15 protein-coding genes are annotated in these 13,943 nt (G+C 73.4%); 7 read left to right on the forward strand and 8 right to left on the reverse strand.

Annotation, left to right across the window (positions count from 1 at the left end):
- Positions 1 to 68 precede the first annotated feature (68 nt).
- The 5 genes from QP089_RS28005 to QP089_RS28025 all read left to right on the forward strand — a co-directional run bounded on the left by QP089_RS28005 (position 69) and on the right by QP089_RS28025 (position 5,205).
- Positions 69 to 1,040, forward strand: a complete 972-nt coding sequence (locus QP089_RS28005) for a carbohydrate ABC transporter permease (protein WP_285915358.1) — start codon at positions 69 to 71, stop codon at positions 1,038 to 1,040.
- On the forward strand, positions 1,037 to 1,933 hold the full coding sequence (locus tag QP089_RS28010; protein WP_285915359.1) for a carbohydrate ABC transporter permease: 897 nt from the start codon (positions 1,037 to 1,039) through the stop codon (positions 1,931 to 1,933). Before QP089_RS28005 ends, QP089_RS28010 begins: the two co-directional genes overlap by 4 nt.
- Complete coding sequence (locus tag QP089_RS28015; protein ID WP_285915360.1) at positions 1,930 to 3,387, forward strand: glycoside hydrolase family 3 protein; 1,458 nt, start codon at positions 1,930 to 1,932, stop codon at positions 3,385 to 3,387. The genes QP089_RS28010 and QP089_RS28015 overlap by 4 nt, the downstream gene beginning before the upstream one ends.
- Positions 3,388 to 3,939: 552 nt before the next feature.
- Positions 3,940 to 4,404: an RrF2 family transcriptional regulator gene (locus tag QP089_RS28020; protein ID WP_285915362.1), complete on the forward strand. Its 465-nt coding sequence runs from the start codon at positions 3,940 to 3,942 to the stop codon at positions 4,402 to 4,404.
- 12 nt (positions 4,405 to 4,416) lie between these two features.
- Positions 4,417 to 5,205, forward strand: coding sequence for a DNA-formamidopyrimidine glycosylase family protein (locus tag QP089_RS28025; RefSeq protein WP_285915363.1), 789 nt, complete (start codon positions 4,417 to 4,419; stop codon positions 5,203 to 5,205).
- Here the strand turns inward: QP089_RS28025 and QP089_RS28030 are convergent.
- A complete protein-coding gene (locus QP089_RS28030; RefSeq protein ID WP_285915364.1) occupies positions 5,202 to 5,780 on the reverse strand; it encodes a hypothetical protein in 579 nt (192 codons plus the stop codon). The two genes, QP089_RS28025 and QP089_RS28030, sit on opposite strands and share 4 nt — an antisense overlap.
- Positions 5,777 to 6,355 (reverse strand): TetR/AcrR family transcriptional regulator, encoded by a 579-nt coding sequence (locus QP089_RS28035; RefSeq protein WP_285915366.1) that lies wholly within the window; start codon positions 6,353 to 6,355, stop codon positions 5,777 to 5,779. Before QP089_RS28035 ends, QP089_RS28030 begins: the two co-directional genes overlap by 4 nt.
- 201 nt (positions 6,356 to 6,556) lie before the next feature.
- On the opposite strand from QP089_RS28035, the gene QP089_RS28040 reads away from it, so the two are divergent.
- Complete coding sequence (locus QP089_RS28040) at positions 6,557 to 7,441, forward strand: LysR family transcriptional regulator (RefSeq protein ID WP_285915368.1); 885 nt, start codon at positions 6,557 to 6,559, stop codon at positions 7,439 to 7,441.
- Between the two features lie 120 nt (positions 7,442 to 7,561).
- Here QP089_RS28040 and QP089_RS28045 read toward each other — a convergent pair whose 3' ends face one another.
- The 4 genes from QP089_RS28045 to QP089_RS28060 form a co-directional block, all read right to left on the reverse strand.
- On the reverse strand, positions 7,562 to 8,029 hold the full coding sequence (locus QP089_RS28045; RefSeq protein WP_285915370.1) for a Dps family protein: 468 nt from the start codon (positions 8,027 to 8,029) through the stop codon (positions 7,562 to 7,564).
- A 184-nt stretch (positions 8,030 to 8,213) separates the two neighbouring features.
- On the reverse strand, positions 8,214 to 8,567 hold the full coding sequence (locus tag QP089_RS28050; protein ID WP_151538353.1) for a helix-turn-helix domain-containing protein: 354 nt from the start codon (positions 8,565 to 8,567) through the stop codon (positions 8,214 to 8,216).
- 111 nt (positions 8,568 to 8,678) lie between these two features.
- Positions 8,679 to 9,974, reverse strand: coding sequence for a CinA family nicotinamide mononucleotide deamidase-related protein (locus tag QP089_RS28055; RefSeq protein WP_285915374.1), 1,296 nt, complete (start codon positions 9,972 to 9,974; stop codon positions 8,679 to 8,681).
- A 530-nt stretch (positions 9,975 to 10,504) separates the two neighbouring features.
- Positions 10,505 to 11,017, reverse strand: a complete 513-nt coding sequence (locus QP089_RS28060; RefSeq protein ID WP_285915375.1) for a DUF1990 domain-containing protein — start codon at positions 11,015 to 11,017, stop codon at positions 10,505 to 10,507.
- An 87-nt stretch (positions 11,018 to 11,104) separates the two neighbouring features.
- On the opposite strand from QP089_RS28060, the gene QP089_RS28065 reads away from it, so the two are divergent.
- Positions 11,105 to 11,887 carry an MOSC domain-containing protein gene (locus QP089_RS28065; protein ID WP_285915377.1) on the forward strand — a complete coding sequence of 261 codons (783 nt, stop codon included), beginning with the start codon at positions 11,105 to 11,107 and terminating at the stop codon, positions 11,885 to 11,887.
- A gap of 12 nt (positions 11,888 to 11,899) precedes the next feature.
- On the opposite strand, the gene pgsA is transcribed toward QP089_RS28065, so the two are convergent.
- Positions 11,900 to 12,475 carry a CDP-diacylglycerol--glycerol-3-phosphate 3-phosphatidyltransferase gene (pgsA, locus tag QP089_RS28070; RefSeq protein ID WP_285915379.1) on the reverse strand — a complete coding sequence of 192 codons (576 nt, stop codon included), beginning with the start codon at positions 12,473 to 12,475 and terminating at the stop codon, positions 11,900 to 11,902.
- Positions 12,476 to 12,483: 8 nt separating this feature from the next.
- Positions 12,484 to 13,911, reverse strand: a complete 1,428-nt coding sequence (rimO, locus tag QP089_RS28075; RefSeq protein ID WP_285915381.1) for a 30S ribosomal protein S12 methylthiotransferase RimO — start codon at positions 13,909 to 13,911, stop codon at positions 12,484 to 12,486.
- Positions 13,912 to 13,943 lie beyond the last annotated feature (32 nt).

Genomic DNA, 13,943 nt, shown 5'->3' on the forward strand with positions numbered 1-13,943 from the left:
CGCGCGCCTCATCCCCCGCGGGCCCGCCGGACCCCGCAGGCCCCCGTCCCCGCTGATCGGAAGCGTCCATGCTCGACACCGCCCCCGCGGTGCGCAGGCCACCGGGCCGGAGATCGTCCGGCCGCGCCCGCCCGCGCCGCCGGCCCCGATTCGGTCCCTACCTGCTGATCGCGCCGACCGTCGCCGTGATCGCCGTGCTGATGTTCTGGCCGATGATCCAGATCGGGATCATGGCGTTCCAGAAGGTCGGCAACCGCCAGCTGCGCGGCGAGCCGGCCGAGTCGGTCGGCACCGAGAACTTCGACACCATCCTCAAGGACCCGCTGTTCTGGGCGGCCCTGCGGCACACCGTGCTGTTCGCCCTGGTCGCGGTCACCCTGACGATGGTGGTCGGGACGCTGGTCGGGCTGCTGCTCAACAAGCTCGGCCGGCGGATGTCGAGCCTGGTCTCCGGCGGCGTGATGGTCGCCTGGGCGACCCCGCCGGTCACCGCGGCGATCATCTTCAGCTGGCTGTTCGGCTCCACCGGCGGCCTCGTCAACTGGTTCCTGGAAAAGCTGCCCGACGCCCTCGTCGGCGGCGGCTGGGACGACTACAACTGGTTCTCCACGCCGCTGTCCACCTACACCGTCCTCACCGTCTGCGTCGTCTGGCAGGCGTGCCCGTTCGTGGCGGTGTCGGTGCTGGCGGGCCTGAAGAGCGTCCCGGGCGAGCTGTACGAGGCGGCCCGGGTGGACGGGTCGGGCCCCTGGCGGACGTTCTGGAGCCTCACCTACCCGATGCTCAAGCCGATCTTCCTGGTCGTCCTGGTGATGTCGATCATCTGGGACTTCAAGGTGTTCACCCAGCTGTTCATCATGTCCGGAATGGCCAACCGCGACGCGTTCAACCTGTCGCTGTACGGCTACTCCGAGGCGTTCGGCGCGCTCAACCCCAAGCTCGGGATGGGCTCGGCGATCGCGGCGGTGCTCACGCTGATCCTGCTCGTCGTCACCGCGCTGTACGTGCGGGTCATGGTGCGTCAGGGGGAGACTCGATGACCCAGGCGGCCCTCAAGGCCGGACGGCCCGCGCGCAACCGCCGCCGCCCCGCGCGGCGCAGGCGGCTCGGCCGGATCGTGCTCAACGCGCTCGGCGTGCTGGTGTTCGTGCTGGCGGTGTTCCCCGTCTTCTGGATGGCGTCCACCGCGTTCAAGCCGAACAGCGAGATCTTCAGCACCACGCCGAAGCCGCTGCCGACCCATCCGACGCTGGCGCACTTCGACTTCGTCCTCAACGGCGGCATCGCCCAGGTGTCGTTCTGGACCTACTTCCGCAACAGCATCGTGCTGGCCCTCATCACCGTCGTGGTGTCGAGCCTGCTGGCGCTGCTGGCCGCGACGGCGGTGGCCCGGTTCCGCTTCCGGTTCCGCACCACGTTCCTGATCATGCTGCTCGTGGTGCAGATGGTGCCGTGCGAGTCGCTGGTCATCCCGCTGTTCCTGGACCTCAAGCGGCTCGACATGCTGAACACGCTGCCGGGGCTCGCGGTCGTCTACATCGGGTTCGCGGTGCCGTTCGCGATCTGGATGCTGCGCGGCTTCGTCGCCGCCGTCCCGAAGGAGCTGGAGGAGGCCGCCGCGATCGACGGCGCCGGCCCGATCCGCACGTTCTTCACCGTCATGCTCCCGCTCGTCGCGCCCGGCCTGGTCGCGACCAGCATCTTCTCGTTCATCACCGCGTGGAACGAGTTCATCTTCGCCTTCACGTTCCTGGACGACCAGGACAAGTACACCCTGCCGATCATGCTGCAGTTCTTCTTCGGCCGCAGCGGCACCGCCTGGGGGCCCATCATGGCAGCGTCCACGCTGCTCACCATTCCCGTCATCGCGTTCTTCCTGCTCGTCCAGCGCCGCATGGTGTCCGGCCTGACCGCCGGGGCGGTGAAGGGGTGACCACCGACGACATCGCGACCACCGGCGAGATCGCCCGGCTGGCGCGGGGCACGCTGCTGCCGTCCTTCCCGGGCGCGTCGGCGCCCCGCTGGGTGCTGGACGAGCTGGAGGCGGGCCTCGGCGGCGTGACGCTGTTCGCGCTGATCGGCAACGTGCCGAGCCCGGAGTCGCTGGCCGCGCTCACCGCGCGGATGCGCAAGGCGGGCGACCCGTTCGTCACCATCGACGAGGAGGGCGGCGACGTCACCCGGCTCGGCGGGCACGCCACCGGCAGCCCCTACCCGGGCAACGCCGCGCTCGGCGCCGTCGACGACCCGGAGCTGACCCGGCGGATCTACCGCTCGCTGGGCGCCGAGCTGGCCGAGGTCGGCGTGAACCTCAACTTCGCGCCGTCGGTGGACGTCAACACCGCCGATGACAACCCCGTGATCGGGACCCGCTCGTTCGGCTCGGACCCCGAGCTCGTCGCCCGGCACGCCGCGGCGGCGGTGACCGGCACGCAGGAGGCCGGCGTCGCGGCCTGCGCCAAGCACTTCCCCGGCCACGGCGCGACCGTGGAGGACTCCCACCTCGGCGTCCCGATCGTCGACGCCGACCTGGCGCTGCTGGACCGCCGCGAGCTGGTCCCGTTCCGGGCGGCGATCGCGGCCGGCACCCGCGCGGTGATGACCGGGCACCTCAACCTGCCCGCGATCACCGGCGGGGTGCCGGCGACCCTGTCCCCCGCCGCGATCACCGGCCTGCTGCGCGAGCACCTCGGCTACGAGGGCGTGATCGTCACCGACGCGCTGGACATGCAGGGCGCGAGCGGCGCGATCGGCATCCCGGAGGCGTCGGTGCGCGCCCTGCTGGCGGGCGCGGACCTGCTGTGCCTCGGCCCGAACGAGCACGCCGAGACGCTCCGCGCGACGCTGGACGCGATCGAGGAGGCGGTGCGCGCCGGCCGGCTGCCGGCCGCGCGGCTGTTCGACGCGGCGGAGCGGACCCGGCGGCTGCGCGAGTGGCTCGCCGGCGGCGGTCCCGCCGCGGCCGACCGCGCCGCCGGGCTGGAGGCGGCCCGCCGCGCCCTGCGGGTGACGGGCTCGCTGCCCGGCTGGCACGGGACGCCGCTGGTGGTCGAGGCGGAGGCGTCCGGCAACATCGCGGTGGGGCCGACGCCCTGGGGCCTGCGGCCCTGGGCGCCCGACGCCGTCCGGGCCGCGGGGGCGCCCGGAGAGGCGGAAGGCGTCCTGGAACGTGCCAGGGGGCGCGGGCTGGTGGTCGTGCTGCGGGACGCCCACCGGCACGCGGGCCAGCGGGCGCTCGCCGACGCCCTGCTGACGGCCCGTCCGGACGCCGTGGTGGTGGAGATGGGGCTGCCGGTCTGGAACCCCGGCGCCGCCGTCTACGTGGCCACCTACGGCGCCGCAGCCGCCAACGCCCAAGCCGCCGCCGAACTCCTAGGCCTGGCCTGACCAACCCAACCACCCGCCGACACCGCGACCGCGAATTCGATGCCCCCAGGGCCGAGCCGAAACGCTGCAGCGATCGCACGCATCGCCCGCCAGGGCAATGCAAGTAAGCCCGTGGCGCGCCCGCCGGTCAACAGCCCGGTACCAGCGGGCGCGCCACGCCCATACAGCCGGACGTCCGCGCCCCCAGCCCCAGCCCCAGCCTGCACTGACCGACCGCCCAAGCCGATCTTGCCCAGCCCCGCAACAACCTCAACCGTTGCGATCGCGAGCGAAGCCAAGTTCGAGCGAAGCGAGAACTTGATCGCGCAGCGAGGCCCCCAGGGCCGAGTCGAAGCGATGCAGCGATCGCCGCAGTGCCCGCCGAAGGAAGGCGCTCTGGCGCCTGACGCCAAGGGCAATGCAAGCAAACAGAGCGAGGCCCCCAGGGCCGAGTCGGAGCGATGCAGCGATCGCACGCATTGCCCGCCGAAGGAAGGCCCTCCAGGGCCTGACGCCAAGGGCAATGCAAGAAGCAGAGCCCGACCAGTCCGATCGGCAAGGGATAATACCTACATGCGATTGTCCGCCAGGGTCGACTACGCGTTGCGTGCCGCCGCGGAGCTGGCGGTGGCCGGGAGTCACCCGGTGACCGCGGTGCAGCTCGCCGAGGCCCAGCAAATCCCGCCCAAATTCCTGGAGAACATCCTCGGCCAGCTGCGCCGCTCCGGGCTCGTCCGCAGCCAGCGCGGTCCGGAGGGCGGCTACTGGCTGGCGCGGCCCGCCGAGCAGATCTCGCTGGCCGACATCATCCGCGCGATCGACGGGCCGCTGCTCGGCGTGCGCGGCGAGCGCCCGGAGCACGTCGGTTACGAGGGGCCCGCACGTTCCCTGCAGGAGGTGTGGATCGCGCTGCGCGCCAGCGAGCGGGCGATCCTGGAACGGGTCAGCCTCGGGCACATCGCCGCCGGCGAGCTGCCGGAGGGTGTCCGCAAGCTCACCGAGGACCCGTCCGCCTGGGAGAGCCCCTCGCTGATCTAGGGGCTCTGATCGATGCCCGAGGGCGACGTCGTCTGGCTGACCGCCCGGCGCCTGCACGAGGCGCTCGCCGGGCGGCCGTTGACGCGTGCGCAGTTCCGCGTGCCGCGGCTGGCGACCGCCGACCTGCGGGGCCGGACGGTGCTCGACGTGGTCTCGCGAGGCAAGCATCTGCTGATCCGGGTCGAGGGCGGCCTGACGATCCACACCCATCTGCTCATGGAGGGCCGCTGGCAGATCCGGCCCGCCGGGCCGATGCCGCGCGATCACCGGGTCCGGCTGGTGCTGGGGAACGCCGAGCGGCAGGCGGTCGGCTCTTCGCTGGGCCTGGTCGAGCTGCTGCGCACCGCCGAGGAGGACGCGGCCGTCGGCCATCTCGGCCCTGATCTGCTCGATCCCGGCTGGGACGCCGTGCTCGCCGCGCAGGCGGTCGCGCGGCTGGAGGAGCGGCCCGGCCGCGCGATCGGCGAGGCGCTGCTCGACCAGACCCGGCTCGCCGGGATCGGCAACGTCTACAAGGCGGAGATCCTCTTCCTGCGCGGCGTCCACCCGTGGACCCCGGTGTCGGACGTCCCCGACCTGCCCGGCCTCGTGGACCTCGCTCACCGCCTGCTGGACGCCAACAAGGAGCGGCACGGCCACGTCACCACGGGGAACCTCGCGCGCGGGCAGGAGCACTGGGTGTACGGGCGGGCCGGGCGCCCCTGTCGCCGCTGCGGCACCCGCGTCGAACGCGCTCCCCAGGCGTCCGACGTGGGCGACCGCACGGCGTTCTGGTGCCCGCGCTGCCAGCCGGTCCGTTAGGACGACCGCTCGGCGCGGCGGGCGGCGGCGCCGAGGATCTCCAGCCGGATGAACCCGGCGCCGCCCGCGCGGATGAGCAGCCAGTACGGCGCGAAGACGCGGCGCGCGAACGCGTCCGTGCAGTGCACCCGCGTCTCGAAGGCCAGGAGCGAGCCCGGCCCGTCGGGTACCACTCGCAGCGACAGTGCGGCCTTCGCCCAGCCAGGCTCGGTGAAGGCGGTGAACGCGCCGGGGTCGCCCGGCTCCACCGGCGCCCCCTCGGGGCGGAGCCGCCAGAACTTGGCGATCTTTCCCTTGACCAGCTCCGTTCCCTCGTCCCGCAGCAGGGTGCGGGCCGGGAACGCCTCGAGGAGGGGCCCGCTGAGCCGGGTCCGCCCGCCGGACCGCAGCGCCATCAGGCGGCGGGAGACGGGCAGTTCCTCGGCGGTCAGGGTCATCAGGGCGTCCCAGACGGCCGCGGGCTCGGCCTTGACGCGGCGGGTGTAGCGGGAGCGGAAGTCGGCCTCGGGCAGGACGCGGTCGAGCAGGGCGGGCCGGGCGGACGCGTGCGAGGCGGCCGGGGTCGGGTGCTTCACGGGCTCTCCTTCGTGCCGAGCGCGGCGACCGCCGCGCCCGCCAGCCGGTCGGCGAGGCCGGGCGGCGCTTCGCCGCCCGCCAGGAACAGGTAGGTGTAGATCGGGCCGAGCAGCAGGGCGTGCACGAACGCGGGGTCGCCGCCGGCCGGTTCGCCGCGCGCGCGGGCGCGGTCGAGGATCGCGGCGACGACGGCGCGCTCGGCGTCGATGACGCCGGCCTGGAACCGCGCGGCGAGGGCCGGGTCGGCCGACAGGTCGGCGGTCAGGCCCGGCAGGACGAGCCGCGCGTACGGGCCGGACAGCAGGTCGATGACGCGTTCGGCGAGCGCGGCCAGGTCGCCGCGCAGCGAGCCGGAGTCGGCGGGCGGAACGGGATGCGGGCCGTGCACCGCGACGGCGAACACCATCTCGGCCTTGGACCGCCAGCGGCGGTAGATCCCCGCCTTGCCGACCCCGGCGCGCGCGGCGACGCCGTCGATGCTCAGCGCCTGGTAGCCGGCCTCCGCCAGCAGCGCGCGGACCGCGTCCGCGACGGCCCGGTCCACGTGCCCGGACCGCGGGCGTCCCCGGTTCATGGTCCCGAGCATAAACGAAACGGATCGATCCGTAAATGAAATCGGCGCGGTCGGCGCCCGTCCGTCGCCTCGAGGTCGCGGACGGGTCGCCGCCGGGAGCGGGTCGCCGGATCCTGCGCCCGCGCGACCATCCTCCGATTGCGATCGTTCCAAGTCAATTCTCGGGTTTCCTTATCGATCTCCCAGGTCTAACTTGGGCCCATGACCCTGGACGACCTCCGCGTCTTCGTGGCCGTCTGCGCGGCCGGCAACCTGAGCGCCGTCGCCCGCGACCTGTCGTGCAGCCAGTCCGCGGTGAGCCAGCACGTCAAGCGGCTCGAGCGGGAGACCGGGCTGGTGCTGCTGGAGCGGCGCCCGCGCGGGGTGCTGCCCACCCGCGCCGGCCGGATCCTGCACCGGGCCGCCACCGAGGGCATCGCCGGGCTGGACGCGGCGCTGCGGCAGCTGGACGACCTGCGCCGCGGCGTCGGCGGCACGGTCCGGATCGCGACGGGCGCCACGACCGTCCGGCACTTCATGGCCGCGGGGGTGGCCGCGTTCCGGGCCCGGCACCCGGAGGCGGCCCTGCAGTTCGAGACCGCCGGGTCCAGCCGCCGCTGCCTGGAGGCGGTGCGCACGCACGCCGCGGACCTGGCCTGGGTGACGATCGGCCCGCCGCTGGAGGGCGTCGAGCAGCGCGCGTCGTGCGAGCTGCCGTGGGTGCTCGCCGTGCACGCCGGCGACCCGCTGGCCGGCCGGGAGACGATCGCGCCGGACGATCTGGCGGGCATCCGGCACATCGAGCTGCCCGCGCACTCGACGTCGCGCGTCCACCTGGAGATGCACCTGGAGCGGCACGGGGTACGGCTGACGTCCAGCACCGGCGTCGCCGACTGGGACACCGCACTGCTGCTCGCCGAGCTGGGCCTCGGCCACGCGATCCTGCCGGCGCTGCCCGGCTGGGGCGGCGGGAAGGGCGAGGTGCGGCTGATCCCGATCCCCGGCCTGCCGCCGCTCACGGCCGGCTGGGCGGCGCGCCGCTGGGACGCGCTGACCCCGCTGGCCATCGAGTTCGCCGAGACCGTCCTCGACCACCTGCGCCGCTGACCGGCGTCCCAGGACGCCGAAAGGCCCGGCCCCAGGAGAGGGGCCGGGCCTTTTCGTCCGGATCCGGGAGCCGCGCCGAGGATCGCGGCGGCGCGGCGCGCGGATCCGCGCTTCAGGCGGTCAGGTCTGCGCCTGGAACATCCAGTGCTGCTTCTCCAGCTCCTGGGTGATGCCGATGAGCAGGTCCTGGGACACGGGGTCGGCCTCGTCGGTCGCCGCGATGCGCTCGCGGAACCGCGCGATGATCTGCGCCAGCACGTCGGTGATCGCGGCGACGACCTTGTCGTCGGCCAGGTACCCGGCCTCGAGCTGCGGGAGCTCGGTGCGGTCGGCGACCGTGCGGGCCCGGCCGTCGGGGTTCGCGCCGATCGCCACGGCGCGCTCGGCCACGTCGTCCTGTCCGCCGCGGGCGAGGTCGACGACCTCGTCCAGGTGCTCGTGCACGACCTTGAAGTTGCGACCGGTCAGGTTCCAGTGCGCCTGCTTGGCCACGAGCGAAAGATCGATGAGGTCCACGAGGGCGCCCTGCAGGGCCTGCCCGGTGACCTTCAGTGCCTCGTCGGAGAGCGGGCTCTTGACGGCCGCCATTGTCGGGCTCCTTCCGCGTCGTTACGGTCATCCGCTACAACGGGAAAGCGTCCCCCCATATGCCGAGCTCATGCGTGAGACCGCGCACACCCGCGGCCCCGGTCGGGCATGGGCCCGGCCGCCCCGGACCGCGGTCGCGACCGCGGTCCCGGCGGACGCCGGCCGGTACGGCGACCGGTGCCGGCTAGGCCGCGACCATGTCGCCGCGGAACTCGCCGGTGATCTCCTCGGGGGTCTCCGGGATGCGCTCGGCGGGGATCCGCTCGTGCTCGGGCGCGCCCGCCATGACCGGCTCGTGCTGCAGCTCGGCGAGGGCCAGCGAGTCGGCCACCTCCCTGAGCACGTGCGACAGCGGAACGCCCAGCGCCTTGCAGATCGAGGAGAGCAGTTCGGAGGAGGCCTCCTTCTGCCCTCGTTCGACCTCGGACAGGTAGCCGAGGGAAACCCGCGCGGCCGCGGAAACCTCACGGAGGGTGCGTCCCTGGCGCAGCCGCAGCTGCCGCAGTACGTCACCGAGCAGCTGGCGAAGCAGGACCATCGTCTCGCTCCCTCCCTCAGTTCGGACCATCTGCCGGTTCCACCGTACCCGGCTTGGCGGTGGCCGTGGCAGACCGTTGATTTCGTGTTCGCTCGGAACGTAACGCTGTAATCAGCCCCTAACTTCCCGATCTTCCCGAGCGTCCCCGGTCCCGACCTCGGCGTCAAGCCCCAGCAGCACACGTCTCAGCAGCTCAAGCGCGTGCACCACGGTCATCCGGCGGATCACCGCGCGGATCTCCGGCCCGGTGCCGGGCACGGGGAGTTTCGGCTTGACCACGGTGCGCGTATCCCCGGGTCCGGTCACGCCGATATAGACCGTTCCCACCGGCCGGTCGTCCTGCGGAAGGGGGCCGGCGACGCCCGTCACCGCGACCCCGTAGGTCGCTCCGAGCCGGTCGCGGACGCCCGCGGCCATGGCGGCTGCCACGTCCGGATGGACGGCCCCGTGCTCGGCGAGCAGGTCCTCCGGGACGCCCAGGAGGCTGTGCTTGAGCTCAGTGGCGTACGTCACCATCCCGCCCGCATACGTCTCCGACGAGCCGGGCATCGCGGTCAGCTCCGCGCCGATGAGCCCGCCCGTCAGCGACTCCGCCACCGCGACGGTCGCGGAGCGCTCGGCGAGCAGCCGGTGCACGACGCGGTCGAGCGACTCGTCGTCCACTCCGTAGACGACCGGGCCGAGCAGCTCCCGCACGCGCACCTCGACGCCGTCGAGCCGGCCCTTGGGGTCCGCGCCGACGGTGGTGATGCGGATCTTCACCTCGGCCGGGTCGGGCAGGTAGGCGAGCTTCACCCCGTCCATGGCCTCGACCTCGGCGAGCCGCGTCGCGACGACCGACTCCCACATCCCGGCGGTGCGCAGCGTGCGGCGGGCGACCGCGGGCAGCCCGGCGGTCCCGGCCAGATCCGGCAGGACCACCTCGTCCATGATCGTGCGCATCTCGAACGGGACGCCGGGCAGCGCGTAGACGGTGCCGCCGTCCAGCTCGACGCGCAGGCCGGGGGCGCTGCCGGCGGAGTTGCGCAGCAGCCCGGCGCCCTCGGGGACCTCCGCCATGCGCAACGCCATCGGCTGCAGTTCCCGCCCGGCCGCCTCCGCCCGCTCGCGCAGGCGCCGCTCTAGTTCCGGGTCGCGCACCAGCGGGACGCCCGCGGCCTGCGCGAGCGCGTCGCGGGTCAGGTCGTCGTAGGTGGGGCCGAGACCGCCGGTGGTGATCACCGCGTCGGCGCGCTCCAGCGCGGACCGCACCGCGGCGACGATGACGTCCAGCTCGTCCCCGACGACCACGCTGCGGGTCACCTCGACGTCGTGCTCGGCGAGCCGCTTGCCGAGCCAGGCGGCGTTCCCGTTGATGGTGTCGCCGAGGAGCAGCTCGTCCCCGACCGTGAGCAGTTCGACCCGCATCGCTTCCCCGTCCGTTCGCCGACCAACCGAATCTACCGGCCGGCGACGACGGTCCGGGGCCTGGCCGCCCGCGCGCCGGGCGGGGACGGCGGGACGCCGACGGCGGCGAGGCGCGCCCGGTTGACGGCACCGTGCGGCCGAATCAGGACGAAGCTTCCTTTGCCCGGCAAACATCCGCTTGCCGGATCGTTCGCTGCATATCCCATTTCGTTCGCCGGCAAAAACGCGGGCCGCGCATTGTGTCACACGCCCGCACGGGCCCGCACACTGCGCGCGGATGGGAACGCGACCGGGACGCGCATCGTCGCACCGCCCCGACCTGCGCCATTGCGCCGTACGGTCCACCATCGGCCACACGTGCCGTCATTTTGTGAGTCAGAACTCATTTGCCATGTCGCGACCACTCCCCATTCACAGGGATAATTGCCAGTGCGGCCGCCATGAAGGGGCTGCGGGGCACGACCGGGGTGGGCGTGCTCCCGCAGCCCGCATGGCGGCCGTGCTCGTCCCCGCCCGGCCCGCTATGAGGGTCACGGGCGCGCCAGCCGGCGCAGGACGGCCCCGCAGCGCCGCGCGTACGCGCGCTGGAAGACCGGCCCGAGCGGCCCCGCCAGCCGTGCCGCCGCCGTGACCGGGCGGCTGAACGAGGTGACCGTCAGCCACACCTCGCCCTCGTCGTCCAGGTGCACGACGAACGACTCCTCTCCGGCCATCGGATGGCCCTGCAGCGTCCCGTACGCCCATCCGGCGCGGCGGTCCTCCTCCCGCGTCCACACGACCCGGCAGGGCGCCACCAGGCGGAGCGGCCCGACCCCGATGCCCATCTCGACGCTCACGCCGGGCTCCGCGCGCGGAGCCGACGCCCGCACGCGCGCCGGCAGCGCCCGATGCATCCAGAACTCCAGCAGCGCGTCGGAGGCGTTCCGGAACGCGACCGGTCCCGCGCCGACGAGCGAGCGCACGCGCAGATGCCGGAACCCCGGCGGCCGCTCGGCGTCCCACGTCGCGCCCACCTCGGAGTAGGTGAAGTCCTGCCCGCTCATCGGCCTCCGGCCCCCAAACTGACGAATCGGCGTCAAGTATCGCCCGTTCTCCTGGTCACCGGCCGGGCGCGGATCTAACGTCGCCTCATGATCGCCGTCATCGCGGAGCTGAACGTCTTCCCCGTCAAGAGCGCGAGCGGGGTCTCGCTCGCCGAGGCCGAGCTGACGCCGCAGGGGCTGCGGCACGACCGCGCGTTCATGCTCGTCCGCCCGGACGGACGGCACCTGTCGCAGCGGGAGGTGCCCGAACTCGCGCTGATCCACCCGGCCTACGACGGGACGAAGCTGACCGTCCACACGCCGCTCGCGGACGCTCCCCTGATCTGCGAGGCGGCCGACGGCCCGGCACGCGACGTCACCGTGCACCGGCGCCCCTGCCAGGGCGTCGACCAGGGCGACGATGCCGCCGCGTGGTTCTCCGACGCTCTCGGGATCTCCTGCCGCCTCGTCCGCTTCACCGGAACGCGCCCGACCAAGCGCGGCGGCGGCACGCTGACGTTCGCCGACGGGTACCCGGTCTCGGTGCTGTCCGACAAGTCGCTCGACGACCTGAACCGCCGGGTGGACGCCCCGCTCCCGATGGACCGGTTCCGGCCCAACATCGTCCTGCGCGGCCTCGGCCCTTACGGCGAGGACGGGGTCACGCGGCTCCGCGGGGCGGCGGAGATCGAGCTGATCAAGCCGTGCGGACGCTGCGTCATCATCAACACCGACCAGGAGACGGCCCGGCGCTCCCCCGTGCCGCTGCGCGCGCTCGCCGGTTACCGCACCGCGCGGTCCAACGGCTCCCGCGAGATCGTGTTCGGCCGGCTCGGCGTCCCCCGCGCCACCGGCGTCCTCCGCGTCGGCGACGAGCTGCACGCGTCCTGACCCGGCGTCCCGTCAGGAGCGCGGGGCGCGGCGCAACCGCCACGCCTGCACGACGTAGTCGGCGCCGGTGACGACGGTGACGACGAGCGCGGCGGCCATCGTGACCCAGCGCAGGTAGTCCAGCGGGCCGGGCAGGATGTAGAAGCCGATCGCGAAGACCTGGAGCATCGTCTTCAGCTTGCCGCCCTTGCTGGCCGGGATCACCCCGTACCGGATGACGACGAACCGCATCAGCGTGATGCCGATCTCGCGGACCATGATGACGACGGTCACCCACCACCACAGCTCGCCCAGCGCCGACAGGCTGACCAGGGCGGCCCCGATCAGCGCCTTGTCGGCGATCGGGTCGGCGATCTTGCCGAAGTCGGTGACCAGCCCGCGGGCGCGGGCCAGGTCGCCGTCGATCTTGTCGGTGACGGACGCGGCGGCGAACACCGCGAACGCGCCGATCCGCCAGCCGGTGCCGTCCAGGAACAGCAGCCACACGAACAGCGGCACCAGCGCGATGCGCAGCAGCGTCAGCGCGTTGGCGATGTTGTAGACGCTGGCGGGCGGCGGATCGGGCGCCCCGGCGACCGGTTCGGGCATGCCCGCGATCATGACACGTCCGCGACGAGGTCCACCCCGTCGCTTCCGGTGACGCGCGCGGCGACGATCTCGCCGAGGGCCAGCCCCTCGCCGCGGACGAGCACCGTCCCGTCCACCTCGGGCGCCTGGTGCGCGGCGCGGCCCTCGAACCCGCCGTCGGCCTTGTCCTCCAGCAGGACGTGGACCTCGGTGCCGATCCGGTCCTCGGCGCGCTGCGCGGTCAGCTCCTCGGCGAGCTCCGACAGGTCCTCGACGCGGCGGGCGATCTCGCCGGGGTCGACCTTGCCGGGCAGGTTCGCGGCCTCGGTGCCGTCCTCGTCGGAGTAGCCGAACACGCCGATCGCGTCGAGCCGGGCGGCGGACAGGAACTCCGCGAGCTCCTCGAAGTCGTCCTCGGTCTCGCCGGGGAACCCGACGATGAAGTTGGACCGTACGCCCGCCTCCGGGGCCAGCGCGCGGATCTGGTCGAGCAGCTCCAGGAACCGGACGCGGTCGCCGAACCGCCGCATCGAGCGCAGCACCGGGCCGCTGGCGTGCTGGAACGACAGGTCGAAGTACGGCGCGACGCCGGGCGTGCCGCAGATCGCCTCGATCAGCCCGGGCCGCGTCTCGGCGGGCTGCAGGTAGCTGACCCGGACGCGCTCGATGCCGTCCACGGCGGCGAGGCCGGGCAGCAGCTTCTCCAGCGCCCGCAGGTCGCCGAGGTCCTTGCCGTAGGACGTGGAGTTCTCGCTGACCAGCACCAGCTCGCGGACGCCGTGGCCGGCGAGCCAGCGGGCCTCCTCCAGCACCTCCGCCGGCGGGCGCGACACGTACGCGCCGCGGAACGCGGGGATCGCGCAGAACGTGCAGCGCCGGTCGCAGCCGGACGCCAGCTTCAGCGGGGCGACCGGGCCGCCGCCGAGGCGCCGCCGCAGCACCCGCGGCCCCGATGCGGGGGCAACGCCGTCAGGCAGGTCGGCAGACTGGTCGGCAGAGTCGCCGTGCCCGGGGATCGCCACGCCCTCGGCGGACGAGGATCGCTCCACGGGGCTGATCGGCAGCAGCGTGCGGCGGTCGCGGGGGGTGTGGGCCTCGCGCGCGCGGCCCTCCATCACCTCGTCGAGGCGCTCGCCGATCGACAGGTAGTCGTCGAACCCGATCACCGCGTCGGCCTCCGGCAGCGCCTCCGCCAGCTCCCTGCCGTACCGCTCGGCCATGCACCCGGCGGCGACGACCTTGGCGCCGGAGTCGTGCGCCGCGAGCAGCGTGTCGATGGAGTCCTTCTTGGCCGCCTCGATGAAGCCGCAGGTGTTGACGACCACGACGTCGGCGCCGTCCGGGGCGTCGGCCAGGTCCCAGCCGGAGTCCTCCATGCGCGCGGCGAGCTCCTCGGAGTCCACCTCGTTGCGGGCGCAACCGAGGGTGATGAGCGAGACCTTGGGGCGAGTCGACATGCCCCTAAGGTAATGGGCCCCGGGACCGGGGC

The sequence above is a fragment of the Actinomadura opuntiae genome, from assembly GCF_030283205.1.
GTDB lineage: Bacteria > Actinomycetota > Actinomycetes > Streptosporangiales > Streptosporangiaceae > Spirillospora.